Annotated in this window: 10 protein-coding genes; 6 read left to right on the top strand and 4 right to left on the bottom strand. The window is 65.3% G+C overall.

Annotated elements, in window-relative coordinates:
- Positions 1 to 6 precede the first annotated feature (6 nt).
- A complete protein-coding gene (locus GEV01_RS03285; RefSeq protein ID WP_175022900.1) occupies positions 7 to 1,683 on the top strand; it encodes a S53 family peptidase in 1,677 nt (558 codons plus the stop codon).
- A 1-nt stretch (position 1,684) separates the two neighbouring features.
- Here the strand turns inward: GEV01_RS03285 and GEV01_RS03290 are convergent, their stop codons facing one another.
- The 3 genes from GEV01_RS03290 to GEV01_RS03300 form a co-directional block, all read right to left on the bottom strand.
- Positions 1,685 to 3,079, bottom strand: coding sequence for a DUF2799 domain-containing protein (locus GEV01_RS03290; RefSeq protein WP_152801658.1), 1,395 nt, complete (start codon positions 3,077 to 3,079; stop codon positions 1,685 to 1,687).
- 73 nt (positions 3,080 to 3,152) lie between these two features.
- Positions 3,153 to 4,529: a sensor histidine kinase gene (locus GEV01_RS03295; RefSeq protein WP_152801660.1), complete on the bottom strand. Its 1,377-nt coding sequence runs from the start codon at positions 4,527 to 4,529 to the stop codon at positions 3,153 to 3,155.
- Positions 4,526 to 5,182 (bottom strand): response regulator transcription factor, encoded by a 657-nt coding sequence (locus GEV01_RS03300; protein WP_152801662.1) that lies wholly within the window; start codon positions 5,180 to 5,182, stop codon positions 4,526 to 4,528. The genes GEV01_RS03295 and GEV01_RS03300 overlap by 4 nt, the downstream gene beginning before the upstream one ends.
- A gap of 169 nt (positions 5,183 to 5,351) precedes the next feature.
- On the opposite strand from GEV01_RS03300, the gene GEV01_RS03305 reads away from it, so the two are divergent.
- From GEV01_RS03305 to GEV01_RS03325, 5 genes are all read left to right on the top strand, one after another.
- Positions 5,352 to 8,096 (top strand): TonB-dependent receptor, encoded by a 2,745-nt coding sequence (locus GEV01_RS03305; RefSeq protein ID WP_152801664.1) that lies wholly within the window; start codon positions 5,352 to 5,354, stop codon positions 8,094 to 8,096.
- Positions 8,083 to 9,228: a DUF5009 domain-containing protein gene (locus GEV01_RS03310; RefSeq protein WP_152801666.1), complete on the top strand. Its 1,146-nt coding sequence runs from the start codon at positions 8,083 to 8,085 to the stop codon at positions 9,226 to 9,228. Before GEV01_RS03305 ends, GEV01_RS03310 begins: the two co-directional genes overlap by 14 nt.
- Positions 9,229 to 9,239: 11 nt before the next feature.
- Positions 9,240 to 10,301, top strand: a complete 1,062-nt coding sequence (locus tag GEV01_RS03315; RefSeq protein WP_152801668.1) for an acyltransferase family protein — start codon at positions 9,240 to 9,242, stop codon at positions 10,299 to 10,301.
- Positions 10,302 to 10,518: 217 nt separating this feature from the next.
- Positions 10,519 to 11,238: a PEP-CTERM sorting domain-containing protein gene (locus GEV01_RS03320; protein WP_152801670.1), complete on the top strand. Its 720-nt coding sequence runs from the start codon at positions 10,519 to 10,521 to the stop codon at positions 11,236 to 11,238.
- Positions 11,239 to 11,307: 69 nt separating this feature from the next.
- Positions 11,308 to 12,117: a sterol desaturase family protein gene (locus tag GEV01_RS03325; RefSeq protein WP_235914190.1), complete on the top strand. Its 810-nt coding sequence runs from the start codon at positions 11,308 to 11,310 to the stop codon at positions 12,115 to 12,117.
- Here GEV01_RS03325 and GEV01_RS03330 read toward each other — a convergent pair.
- Entirely contained in the window at positions 12,101 to 13,639 is a 1,539-nt protein-coding gene (locus GEV01_RS03330; protein WP_152801674.1) for a GMC family oxidoreductase, read from the bottom strand. The genes GEV01_RS03325 and GEV01_RS03330 overlap by 17 nt on opposite strands.
- Positions 13,640 to 13,646 lie beyond the last annotated feature (7 nt).

The raw sequence follows: 13,646 nt of genomic DNA on the forward strand, positions 1-13,646 counted from the left end.
CACATCATGCGCATCTCACCCCGCCCCTCCCTTTCCGCTGCGGCCTGCGGCCTCGCTCTGGCGCTGGCCCTTCCAGCGATGGCACAGCCGCAGAACTGGCGTGCCACCCACTCGCACGCACCGGACGCCAGCGATTACACAGCGGGGGCGGAAATGCGCTCGGGCGACACGCTGCACGTCGCCGTCTCGCTCCAGCTGCGCAACCGCGAACAGCTGGATGCCTTTGCCGCCAGCCTGATGTCCGGCCAAACCAGCACACCGCTGACCAGCGAACAATTCCTGTCCCGTTATGCGCCCACCGCCGCCGATGTCGCCGCCGTGGTCAAGCACCTGAGCCAGAGCGGCTTTGTCAACATCGAGGTCAGTCCGAACAATCTGCTGGTCAGCGCCGACGGCTCGGTAGGCACTGCGCGCTCGGCGTTCAATGTCCAGATGCGCCACTATTCGCGCGGCGAACGTAACGCATATGCCAACACCAACGACCCCGTCGTGCCCAAGGCGCTGGAGGGCATCGTGCTGGGCGTGCACGGCCTGCAAACCGTGCACCTGGCGCACACCGCGCAAGTCCAGGCACAGGCCACTACCTACGCCACCGCCGGCAAAGTTGGGCACAGCCCGACCGCCTGGCCGGCCATCTACAACGCCGGCGCCTTGCCGACGGCCGCCAAGACCACCATCGGCATCATCACCGCCGGCAGCATGACGCAAACGCTGACGGACCTGAGCAGCTTCGCCCGCACCGCCGGCTACGCGCAGCCCACCGTCAGCGTCGTCAACATCGCCAGCGCCAGCCGGCGCCAAAGCACATCTTCCAGCGCGGACAACACAGCGGAATGGGATATCGACAGCCAGAACGCGCTGGGCGCGGCCGGCGGCGCGGTCAAGTCCATCGTGTTCTATGCGGCGAACTCGCTGAGCGAGGCGGACCTGACGGCGGCTTACAACGCAGCGGTAGCCGCAAACGTGGCGAAGGTGATCAGTGTGTCGCTGGGCGAATGTGAAACCAATGCGCGCCTGACCGGCACCCAGGCCACCGACGACCAGATCTTCCTGGCCGCCGTTGCGCAAGGCCAGACCTTCGTCGTCGCCAGCGGGGATTCTGGTTCCTACGAATGCGGCGGCAGGACCAATGCGCAAAGCTACCCTGCCGTATCGCCGTATGTGATCTCGGTCGGCGGCACTTCGGTGACGACCAGCAGCACCGGCGCATGGACCGGCGAAACCGTTTGGGCATGTTCCAACTACAGCACCTGCGCCAGCAGCGGCGGCACGGGCGGAGGCGCCAGCCTGATTGAGGCGGCGCCCGCATGGCAGCTGTCGTCCAAGGTGCTCGGCACTTCCACGCGACGCGGCGTGCCGGACATCGCCTTCGCCGGCGATCCGGCTACCGGAGCGATCACCATCGTCAACGGCAGGAACGCGCAGTATGGCGGCACCAGCCTGTCGGCGCCGATCTTCGCCGGATTCTGGGCGCGGATACAGTCGGCCAACAACAACCGCCTGGCTTTCCCCGCGCCGGCACTGTACAAATACGGCGTGGCGCAGACTGCGCTGTTCCACGATGTCGTCACCGGCACCAACGGCGGTTATGCCGCCGCCAAAGGCTGGGACTACACCACGGGATTCGGCAGCCTGAATGTCGGCAGCTTCGCCGCCTTCGTCACTTCCAGCGGCGGATTCTAAACTAGTAGATATCGCGGCGCAGGCGCTGCATTTGCTGGTCATGGCGCTCCACCCAACGACGGGCGTCATCCAGCTGGCGCTCCAGGCGCTGGGCATACTCCGACAGGTCGCGACGCTCCTGCTCGCGGCGGGCGTCCTGCTTCCTGGTTTCGTCTGTGATCACGCGGTCCTTGGCTTCCAGGTTGGAGCGGATCTCGCGCTCCAGGCGGTTCAGGCGATGATGGATATCGCTCAGACGCCCTGAGATCTCGTTGACATCGTTGATGGCCTGTTGCCGCTTGGCGGCCGTGATTTCGTAATCCTGGCCGCTGACATAGGCATGCTTCAACTGGTTGCGCAGTTCGACACGGCAGACATCGACCGCCATGCCGCTGTTGGTGCGGCCGCGTTCAAAAGCGTTCTCCGGCACGCAGTACTTGGCGTTCTGATCGTCCCATGCCGCCGTGTACAGCTCACGCGTGGCGGCGATCACGAACACGCCGTTGCGGCCCGCGTTGGCGATGCGGTCATCCAGCATGAACGGCTTGCCGTAGCCGTCATCGGCGCCAGCCTGGCGCCAGTAGTCGGTCAGGCGCGCATCCCAGGCCTGGCGGTACTCCGACTCGAAAATCTTCAGGCCTTTGGCGCGCGCTTCCTTGCTGCGCATGGCGAAGTCCCTGCCGCTGACGGCGTCCTGCGTGCCGAGATTGCGCCAGTAGTTGACGATCTCCGCGTTCCATGCGGCACGGTAGGCGTCTTCCTGCACCTGCACGCCGGCGCTGCGGGCGGCCGAGGCGCGTTGGCGGAACTCGCTGTCCGGCGTGCCGTTGCGGGCGTCGTTGTAGCCGGCGTCCTGCCAGAAAGTGCGGTTGCCGGCCTGCCAGCCGTTGGCATACGCCGCTTCATCGAAACGCAGCTGCATGCCGGCGGCGCGAGCGCGAGCGGCTTCCTTCTGCGCGGCCAGCGGCTGGCCGTCGGTGCCGGCGTGCTTGCCCTGGTTTTTCCAGTAGTCCGAATTGCCGATCGCCCAGCCGGCATCGTAGGCGGGACGGTTCAGCGGCGTCTTGTGTTTGCGGACCTCGTCGCTGGCGGCATGCGCTTCGTACTGCGCCTGGAACCCCTTGCCGCCGTCATTCTGTCCGAGCTGCGACCACAAATCCCAGTTGCCCTGCGCCCAGCCGGCGGTGTACTGCGCCTCGGCGCCGATGGCGGCGGGCTTCTTGTCGTCGGCGTGATCGTCGCAGAATTCCTTGCGCTCGGCATAATCGGCCGGTTCGCCGGACATGCCGTCCTTGTGGCCGATGGCGGCCCAGTCGCCGACTTTGCAATCGGCGATGCGCTGCATGGTGGATTGGCAGCCGGCCAGCAGCAGCGGCACGGCGAGGATCAGGGGACGAAAGCGGGTCAGATAATTCATGGTGGCGTATGAGAGTACGTATCGGAGTCTAAGCGGCCAGATTATATGGCATAAATGGCAAAGAAAATATACGTCACTCCCTTACGCCATCAAAGCTGACCTCCACCTGCAAGCCGGGACCATCGTCGCGGTTGGCCAGCCGGATCCGGCCCTGGTTGCGCGCTGCCGCCCGCTCGGCGATCGCCAGCCCCAATCCGCTTCCGGCCTGGTCCTGGTCCGGCAGGCGGAAGAAGCGCTCGAACACCTTGCGCTGCATCTCCGGCGCGATGCCCGGGCCCTGGTCCGCGACCGACAGCACGATGCGGCCGTCCGCCTCGGCGATGGCAACCGTCACGCGGCCGCCCTCCGGCGAATATTTGACGGCGTTGCTGACCAGGTTATCGATCAGCGAGGCCATGCTCTCCAGATGCATGGCCAGCATGCAGCGTTCCGGCGCTTGCAGTTCGATCTCCACGTGGCGGGTGGCGGCGATCTGTCCGGCCTGCGCCAGGCGGTCCGCCACCAGTTCGACCAGGTCGCGCGGCATCAGGCTGGTGTGATCGCGGTCGCCGCCGGATCGGGCCAGGGCCAGCAACTGGTGCACGGTGTGCGTGGCGCGCTCCACCCCTGTGCGCAAGCCCTGCCCCGCGTCTTCCACCCGCTGCGCCGTGCGTGTCGTGGTCAACGTGTCCGCGTTGATCTGGATGATGGACAGCGGCGTCTTGAGTTCATGCGCTGCATCGATGAGAAATTCCTGTTCGCGCTCCAGCCGCTCGGTCAGCCGCTCCATCAGCCGGTTGACCGAGCCGACCAGCGGCGACAGCTCCAGATACGGCGAAGGCGCCAGCGGCGACAGATCGGTGGCCGAGCGCTCCTCGATCTCGCCGACGATGGATTTCAGCGGCCGCAGCCCGACCCGGATGATGAGCCAGGCCGGCAGCAACAGGAACGGTATGCTGAACAGCAGCGGCGCGAAATAGTAGCCGATGCTGGACACCTGCAGCATCCATTCGCCGATCACCTCCGTCGCCATGCGCACGGTGACGCCGGTGGCGGCATCGGTTTCGACCGAGACCACCCAGCCATCCTTGAGCGGCTGGCCGTACGGCCCGGCGGCGGCGTCGGTCGGCGGCAGGCCCTGGTCCTCCGACGCGTACACCAGCGCACCGTGCCGCCACACCTGCGTTTGCAGCGCCGGGATGTACCAGCCCAGTTCCGTGTACAACGCGTAGTGCAGCTGCTCCATCTTGTGCACCAGCGGCTTGATCTGCTCCGGCGGCCGCTCGCCCACGGTCTGCATCAGCACCATGATGCGCAAGGCGCTGGCGCGCAGTTCGCGCTGCATGTCGCGCCGCTTGCTGGTGCGGGTCTCGTAGACGTCCAGCGCCAGGTTGGCGAGCCAGATCAGCATCATCACCGAAATGAAGCCGTACAGCAGGCGCTTGAACAGCGAGCGGTTATGCCGCGTCATTTGTCAACCACGTAGCCGACGCCGCGCACGGTACGGATATAGCCTTCGCCGATTTTCTGCCGCAGGTGCGACATGTGCACGTCCAGCGCCGCGCCTTCGCTGTGCGGCAGCGCGCGCGACTCCAGCTCGCGCCGCGTCAGCACCCGGTCCGGATAGCGCATCAACGCGTGCAGCAGCGCGAACTCGGTCTTCGACAAGACCACATTGACGCCGCTGCGCGTGAGCAGCATGCGTTTATCGTCCAGCACCAGATCCTTGACCTTCCAAACCGGTTCGCCGGATTCGCTCCAGCCGGTCGCGCGCCGCATCACCGCGCGCAGCCGCGCCAGCAGCTCCGTGACGACGAAGGGCTTGACCAGGTAATCGTCGGCGCCGCGATCGAGGCCGTTCAAGCGGTCCTCCAGGCTGTCGCGCGCCGTGATCACCAGGATCGGCAATGTGTGGCCGGCGGCGCGCAGTTCGCGCAGCACGTCGATGCCGTTCCCGTCGGGCAGGCCCAGGTCCAGCAGCACGGCGTCGAACGGCTCGGTCTCGACCCAATGGCGCGCATCGCTGGCGCGGCGCACCCATACCACTTCCTGTCCCGCGTCCTGCAAGGCCGCTTGCAAGGCCTTGCCCAATTCCAGGTCGTCTTCGACCAGGCATATCTTCATGTGTCGCTACCTCTTTCGTGAAGCCCGTATCTACGCATCTTCTTAGCGAACTGTCAATCGCCTGCGCGCCACAACGTTAGGAAAACCTTAAGGTTCCTTTTGGATTTCGTTAAGGAAGACTGCGGACAATCTGCTCACACTAAAACAATCTTCAAACGAGGGAGACTAGATGGACAGCAAAGCAGGGATGAAAACGGCGCCTACGCCGATCGCGTCGGCAGTGGCGTTGATGCTGGCATGCGCAGCATCGGCGACGCCGGCACTGGCGCAGCAGGCGGCGGACGACAGCGGCAAGCAGCTGGAACAGGTGGTAGTCACCGGCATCCGCGCCTCCCTGCAGCAGGCGCTGACCCGCAAGCGCAACAGCGATACGCTGTCCGAAGTGGTATCGGCCGAGGACATCGGCAAAATGCCGGACAAGAACGTGGCCGACGCCATCCAGCGCGTACCGGGCGTGAACATCTCCTCCTCCGCCGGCGGCGAAGGCGGCTTCGCGGAAAACGACCGCGTGAGCATCCGCGGCACCAGCTCCAGCCTGACGCAAACCCTGGTCAACGGCCACTCGATCGGCACCGGCGACTGGTTCGTGCTGGACCAGGCCGGAGCCGTTGGGCGCAGCGTCAGCTACGCGCTGCTACCATCGGAGATCGTCAGCGCCGTCACGGTGCAGAAAAGCCAGCAGGCCGACATGGTCGAAGGCGGCGTGGCCGGCTCGATCAATATCGAGACCCGCAAGCCGCTGGACTTCAAGAAGCAGCTGACATTGGAAGCGTCGGCCCAAGCCATCTACACCGATCTGCCGAAGAAGACCGATCCGCAATTGAACGCGCTGCTGGGCTGGAAGAACGACGCCAAGACCTTCGGCGTACTGGTGCAGCTGTTCTCGGAAAAACGCCATGAACGCCGCGACGGCCAGGAATTCTACGGCTACACCGCCATCGCCGCCGACAGCAACGCCGCCAAGGCGCACCCCGAACTGGCGGGTATCCTGGCGCCGGCCGGCATCAGCGCCTCGCTGTTCGAGCAGACCCGCAAGCGCACCGGCGGCGCCATCGACCTGCAGTTCAAGCCGAACAAAGACCTGAGCTTCGACATCAACGGCTTCAGCTCCACGCTGGACGCGGCCAACTACAACCGCAGCTTCTACAACAACATCGCCGCCAACATCAACGCCACCAATCCCGACACCGGCGCATCGGTCGGCGTGATCCCGTCCACCTACACCATCAAGAGCGGCACGCTGGTGGCGGCGGCCATACCGGCTTCGCAATATCCGGGCGTCAGCGCCACGCAGACCTACAACTCGTCGCTGTACTCGGCCTTCGGCGACCAGATCTACCGTCCCGGCTCGTCGTCCTCGTCGGCTTACATCGACCTCGATGGCAGCTACAAGGTCAATCAAGACCTGCGCATCACCGGCACCGTGGGCTACACGCGCGGCGAGGGCAAGACCCCGGCCGATATCGGCTACGAGGCAGGCCTGACCGGCGCCGGCTCCAGCTACACGCTGAACGGCATGTCGCCGGCCACCATGTCCTTCCCTGGCGCGGACACCTCCAAGTTCACCAACTACGTCACCGCCTCCGCCTGGGGATCGCACGTGATCACCAAGGACAGCGAAAAATACGCGCAGGCCGACGGCGAACTGCGGCTCGATCGCGGCGTATTCGAATCGGCCAAGTTCGGCGTGCGCTACGCCGAGCACCATCGCAGCGTGAGCCAGCCGGAGAACCGCAGCTGCAAGGCCTGCGACGGCACCACCTCGGCGCCGCTGCCGGTGTGGAACGGCACCACCTATCCATCCAACTTCGGCAACGGCATCAGCAGCGCCGCAGACTTCCTGCGCAACGTCTGGCAGATCAGCCCTGACAATATCGCCGCATGGGCCGCCAAGTACGACCTTGCCGGCGGCCCGACCACCCAGAACTGGGCCGGCGAGATGGATGTGAAGGAAAAATCCAGCGCCATCTACGGCATGGTCAACCTGGCCGGCGACGGCTGGCGCGGCAACGTGGGCGTGCGCTACGTGCACACCAACCAGGCCACCGTCACCAACATCCCCGGCGGCGACCATCCGATAGGCCTGGACAACACCAACGGCCCTTACACGCCTACACTGAACCAGCGCGGCTACAACGACGTGCTGCCTAGCGCGAACTTCAAGATCGACCTGTCGCCAACGCTGGTGGCCCGCGCTGCGGTCGCCAAGACCATGGCACGTCCCGACTTCAGCGCGATGGTCGGCGCGGTGACGCTGAACGACACCAACCTCACGGGCAGCAGCGGCAACTCCAGCCTGAAGCCGGTGCGCTCGACCAACTACGACCTGGCGCTGGAATGGTACTTCTCGCCTAAGTCGCTGCTGTCGGCCGGCGTGTTCTACATGGACATGTCGTCCTACGTCACCTACGGCACCGCCAACCTCACCTACTTCAACAACTCGTTCAAGCGCTTCGACAGCTATTCGATTTCGTCGCCGACCAACATCAGCGCCAAGAACAAGGGCATCGAACTGGCTTACCAGCAGCACCTGTTCGGCGGCGTCGGCGTGGTGGCCAACTACACCTACACCGACGGCAGCGCGGCCGACGGCAAGCCGGTGGTGGGCAATTCGAAGAACACCTACAATGCCGAGACCTACTACGAGGACGACCGCCTGAGCGCGCGCCTGGCCTACACCTATCGTTCCAGCTTCTCCGGCGGCTTGTACAACAGCTTCCCGCAGGTGATGGCCGGAACCGGCAACCTGGCGGCGTCGGTCAGCTACAAGATCAACGAGAACCTGTCGATTACCTTCGATGCGCTGAACCTGAACAACGCCGTGCTGCGCTACTACGGCGAGAACAAGGACCAGCCTATCGCTTCGTACTCGAACGGCCGCCAATACTACCTGGGACTGCGTGGCAAACTCTAAACCCGCGCGGATACTGGCGATCGACGCCTTCCGCGGCATCACCATCCTGGTCATGATCTTCGTGAACACGCTGGCGGGCGTGCGCGGCATGCCCGCCTGGATGGAGCATGCCCCGGCGGACGCCGACGCCATGACCTTCCCGGACGTGGTGTTCCCGGCCTTCCTGTTCATCGTCGGCATGTCGATACCGTTCGCCATGGCGCAGCGGCAGGCGGCGGGCGGCACGGCGGCAGCCCGCTGGCGGCACGTGCTGGCGCGCGCCGCCGGGCTGCTGGTGCTGGGCGTCTTCATGGTCAACGCGGAGGATGGCTACAACGAAGCGGCGATGGGCATGTCCATCCATTTGTGGTCGCTGCTGTTCTATGGCTGCGCCATGATGGTGTGGATGGTCTACCGGTTCGAGAGCAAGGCGCTGGCCTGGGCCTTGCGGGCGGCCGGCGTCGCCGGTCTGCTGGCCCTGGCGCTGGCGTTTCGCGGCGGCCCCGACGGCAGCCTGCGTCTGGCGCCGCAATGGTGGGGCATACTGGGACTGATAGGCTGGGCGTACCTGTACAGTGCCGTGGCATGGGAGCTGACACGCGCACGCCTGCTGCCGCTCGGTGTACTGGTGCTGGCCTGCACAGGCCTGTACTGCGCCACCCATGGAGCTTCCTCGCAGGCCGAGAACGCGGTACACACATCGATCGCGCTGTGCGGCATGCTGACGGCGCAGATCTTCTTCGGCCGCCAGCGCAGCCGGCCGTTCCGCGATGCGGTCCTGCTGGCGGCGGGATTGGCGGCGCTGGCCTTTGTGCTCCAGCCCTACTTCAAGATATCGAAGATCTACGCCACGCCCAGCTGGGCGCTGTACAGCTCCGCCATCTGCGTGCTGCTGTTTGCCGCGCTGTACTGGCTGGTGGACCTGAAGCGCCAGAGCGGCTGGACCGCACTGGTCCGGCCGGCGGCGGCCAACCCGCTGCTGGTCTACCTCATTCCCTACATCGTCTACGCGCTGATGCAGTACCTGCACCTCGCGTTCCCCGGCGTGCTGGGTTCCGGCTTGCCCGGATTTTTCTGGGCCATCGCCTACGCCATGATCGTCATGACGCTGGCCGTTGGCCTCAACCGCTTGCACATCAAACTGCAGCTCTAAAACATACAACTATGCGCATCAATTCTATCGACGCAGTGCGCGGCCTGACGGTGGCCGCCATGCTGCTGGTGAACGACGCCGGCGACTGGTCGCACGTCTACCCCTGGCTCGAACACGCCGAGTGGCACGGCTGCACGCCGCCGGATTTCATCTTCCCCATCTTCATGCTGATCGTCGGCATATCGATCAATCTGGCGCTGAGTCCCCGCCTGGAGGCCGGCGCGGCCACCGTGCCGCTGGCCCGCTCGGTGCTGCTGCGCGCCGTGCGCATCGTGCTGCTGGGGCTTGCGCTGCACGTGGTGGCGATGCTGCTGCTGAACGGACGCGGCTTCCGCCTGTTCGGCGTGCTGCAAAGGACGGGCATCTGCTTCGCGGCCGCCGGCCTGCTGGCGATCCACGTGCGCAGCGCACGCGCGCAATGGGCCATCTTCACCTCCATCCTGCTGGCTCACTGGGCATTGCTGGCCGCCGGCGGAACGCTGGAGCCGGGACTGAACCTGTCCGACCGCATCGACAGCGCGCTGCTGGGCCACCTGGCCTACCAATACGACGCCGCCACCGGCATCGGCCACGATCCCGAGGGCATCCTGGGCACGCTGCCTTCGCAGGCCACCGTCATCCTCGGCCTGCGCGCAGGCGACTGGCTACGCTCGGGCCAGACCCGCAAACTGGCGCTGGCCGGCGTGGCGGCGATGCTGGCCGGCGGCCTATGGTCGCTGGCGCTGCCGTTCAACAAGCAGTTGTGGACCTCGTCGTTCGTGCTGTGGACCGGCGGCTTCGGCATGCTGGCGATCGCGCTGGCGCACCAGCTGATCGATGTGCGCGACTGGCCGCCGCTGGGCCGGGCGATGGGCGTCAACGCCATCGCCGCGTATGCGGGATCGTGGATTGCAACTTGCGTCATCGAAGGCAGCGGCATCATGGGCCCGCTGTACGCCCACGTTTTCAGCCAGCCGCTCACGCCGGTTTTCGGCCCTTGGGTCGCGTCGATGGCGTTCGCGCTGGCCTTCACGGCGGTGTTCTGGCTCGCTATGGCAGGCGCCGACCGGCGCGGCTGGCGGATGACGATTTGAGGGCGCCATTTACTTTCACCTTGCTATGGGAACGCTCCCAGTTTGTAGCACAGGGGTTGAGTTAAATGCAACTTCCTTTACAAATTAAAAATATTCCTTTTTAAACTATTTTTAAGCATAATGCTTTCCGAACAAGATCATTGCTTTTTAGCCAGTGATCTTTCCTCACCGCCGGCGGCCGGAAGCCCGTCCGAATCGAGAATTCTGGAGCTACACTATGCGTATCAAATCCTTGCTGCTGGCCGTTACCGCCGCAGCTGCACTGAGCACCGGCGCGGCCAGCGCCTCCACCGAACTGATCGTCAACGGCGGCTTCGAAACCGGCGACTACGGCCAGATCGACTGGAACGGCCATCAACTGTCCGGCTGGTCCAGCGGCGGCTACAACTTCCTGTTCAACGGTTCGAACGTGGACAACGGCGGCGTGTCCGGCAGCTACGGCAACCTGGAACTGTGGGGCCCGAACAATGGCGCCTCGAACGGCCTGCAAGCCAGCCCGGTCGGCGGCAACTTCGTCGCAGCCGACGGCGCGTTTGAAATCGCACCGCTGCAGCAGACCGTTCACGGCCTGGTCGCCGGTCAGCAGTACAACCTGACCTTCTACTGGGCTGGCGCCCAGCAGTCCGGCTTCGACGGAGCGACCACCGAGCAATGGCAAGTATCGCTGGGCAATCAAACCCAGTCGACCGCCATCAAGAACAATGTCAACCACGGCTTCACCGGCTGGCAGAAAGAAACCTTCACCTTCACCGCGTCCGGCGCCACCGAAGTGCTGAGCTTCCTGGCCGTTGGCACCCCTGCCGGCGTTCCACCGTTCTCGCTGCTGGATGGCGTATCGATGGTCGCCGTGCCGGAACCGCAAACCTGGGGCATGCTGGGTCTGGGCCTGGGCCTGGTCGGCTTCGCCGCTCGCCGCCGCAAGGCCAAGGCTGCTTAATTCGCAGCTGCTGTTCATCGATGCCGGACCTTCGCGTCCGGCATTTCTATTTCCGCTATGATGCACGCCATGACACTGATAAACGACCTCCTCGCCTACCTGCCCACCTTCGCCGTCAACGTGGCGCGGCTGTGCGTATGGCTGGTGCTGCTGTCGCTGGTGTTTGTGCCGCTGGAGCGCTGGCTGGCCGTGCGCAAGGCGCACTTGCCGCGCCGCGCGCTGGCCCTGAATCTCGGCCTGTATTTTCTCAACAGCCTGCTGCCTGCCGCCATCGTCGGCATGCTGATGGCGGTGGTGGCCGCCGCCGCGCAGGCGGCGCTGCCGGCCGCACTGCCCGCCGCCGTGGGCGCGCTGCCGCTACTGGTCAAGCTGCCGCTGTCGCTGCTGATCGCCGAGATCGGCTTCTATTGGGGCCACCGGCTGAGCCACCAGTGGCCGTGGCTGTGGCACTTCCATTCGGTGCACCACAAGCCCGAGCACCTGTACTTCCTGATTAACACGCATGCGCATCCGGTCGACATGGTCGTCACGCGGCTGTTCGGCATGACGCCGCTCTACATCCTGGGCCTGGCCAGCGCCAGCGCGGGCGGCAGCGCCACGCCGGCACTGGTGATCGTCATCGGCACGATATGGGGATTCTTCATCCATTCGAATCTGCGCGTCCGCCTGGGTCCGCTCGAATCGCTGATCGCCACGCCGGCCTTCCACCACTGGCACCACACCAGCGTCGCGCCGCTGGACCGCAACTTCTCTTCGACGCTGCCCTTCCTGGATCGGGTGTTCGGCACCTGGCATCTGCCGGACAGCTGGCCGGCCGCGTACGGACTCGCCGAGCCCGCCGCCAGCGCACCACCCCAGCCTGCTACAACGACGCCTTGATGGTGTCGGCCAGCTTCTCGGCCATCATGATGACGGTCGGGTTCAGGTTGATCAGCGGGATCTCCGGGAAGATCGACGCATCGATCACCCGCAAACCCTGCACGCCATAGACGCGGCCCTGTTCGTCCACCACGGCGGCCGGGTCGTCCGGCAAGCCCATAGGCGCGGTCGAGCAAGGATGCTGTAGCGTGCCCACGCCTTGCGCCAGCGCGGTCCGTATCTCGGCATCGCTGTCGCCGACGGCGGGGCCGGGATACATTTCCTCGACGATCATGCTCTTCAGCGGCTCCGTCGCGGCCAGCTTGCGGGCCAGGCGGAAGCACTCCACCATGCGCGCCATGTCGTCCTCGCTGGTCAGGTGATTCAGCTCGATCAGCGGCGCGGCCTGCGGATCGCGGCTCTGCAGGCGAACGCGGCCCTCGGACGTGCAGTGCATCAGCTCCAGGCCGAGCGAGAACGCCACACCGGTCGGGCTGCTGGCCGGGTCGAGCAGGTGCGATGGCGAGATGCCGATATCGAGTTCCCGCTTCGATCCCGCCAGCGACGAGTTGGTCCACAACTGGGCGCCGACCACCGGGTGCTCCTGGCCTTTCAACGCTTGCTGCCCGCTGAAGTTCATCCAGTAGAACGCGTGGTCGAGCAGGCGCACGCCGACCGGAGCATCCTTCACCACCGGAATATCCAGCGCCTCCAGATCGGCTTTCGGCCCGATGCCCGAGCGCAGCAGGATCGCCGCCGAGCCGTACGAACCCGCGCTGAGGATGACTTCCCTGCCCCGCACCACGCGGCCGTCGGCCAGCAGCACCGACTGCACCTTGCCGTCTTCGATCACCAGCCGGTCGATCAGGCTGCCGTCCAGGATGCTGAGGTTGCTACGGGCCCGAACGGCGCGGCTCAAGTAGACCATGCCGGTATTGACGCGCACGCCGTTGACGATGTTCATCGGATTGGGACCGGCGCCGTTGTTAGCCTCCGGGTTGTTGAAGTCGTCGACGCGATCGACGCCCAGCGCCCAGCACGCCTCCACCATCGCGCGCTGCACCGGCGTGATGTAGTCCATGCTCATCTGGTGGATGGGCAGCGGGCCGCTGCGGCCATGCCAGCGTTCGTCGCCGTGCGGCGCGCTTTCCATTTTTTTGTAGTACGGCAGCACTTCTTCAAAGCTCCAACCCTTCAAACCCTTGGCGGCGTAGCGGGCGAAGTCGAACGGCAAGGCGCGGCAAGCCACCGCGCCATTGATGGCGGAGCTGCCGCCGAGCACCTTGCCACGCGGCGCATACACAGGCTGGGCCTGCTCAACCGGCTGCGCGTGGTAGCCCCATTCATAGCGCGGGTCGCCCTTGGCGGCGATGATGTTGCTGCTGTAGATCTCTTCGGGATAGGCGTCCGGATCGAAGGCGCGGCCGGCTTCGACCAGCAGAACCTGGCGCCGCCCGTCTTCGGACAAACGATTGGCGAGTACGGCGCCGGCCGAACCGCCGCCGAGAATGACAAAATCAAAAACGTTGCTGTGTACGGTCATGGTAGTC

The sequence above is a fragment of the Rugamonas rivuli genome (genome assembly GCF_009380165.1).
GTDB classification, from domain to species: Bacteria; Pseudomonadota; Gammaproteobacteria; order Burkholderiales; family Burkholderiaceae_D; genus Rugamonas; species Rugamonas rivuli.

Bases quoted from the DNA above. Each gene is read 5' to 3' on its own strand.
- GEV01_RS03285 (WP_175022900.1), top strand. From the start codon at position 7: ATGCGCATCTCACCCCGCCCCTCCCTTTCCGCTGCGGCCTGCGGCCTC.
- GEV01_RS03290 (WP_152801658.1), bottom strand. From the start codon at position 3,079: ATGAATTATCTGACCCGCTTTCGTCCCCTGATCCTCGCCGTGCCGCTG.
- GEV01_RS03295 (WP_152801660.1), bottom strand. From the start codon at position 4,529: ATGACGCGGCATAACCGCTCGCTGTTCAAGCGCCTGCTGTACGGCTTC.
- GEV01_RS03300 (WP_152801662.1), bottom strand. From the start codon at position 5,182: ATGAAGATATGCCTGGTCGAAGACGACCTGGAATTGGGCAAGGCCTTG.
- GEV01_RS03305 (WP_152801664.1), top strand. From the start codon at position 5,352: ATGGACAGCAAAGCAGGGATGAAAACGGCGCCTACGCCGATCGCGTCG.
- GEV01_RS03315 (WP_152801668.1), top strand. From the start codon at position 9,240: ATGCGCATCAATTCTATCGACGCAGTGCGCGGCCTGACGGTGGCCGCC.
- GEV01_RS03320 (WP_152801670.1), top strand. From the start codon at position 10,519: ATGCGTATCAAATCCTTGCTGCTGGCCGTTACCGCCGCAGCTGCACTG.
- GEV01_RS03325 (WP_235914190.1), top strand. From the start codon at position 11,308: ATGACACTGATAAACGACCTCCTCGCCTACCTGCCCACCTTCGCCGTC.
- GEV01_RS03330 (WP_152801674.1), bottom strand. From the start codon at position 13,639: ATGACCGTACACAGCAACGTTTTTGATTTTGTCATTCTCGGCGGCGGT.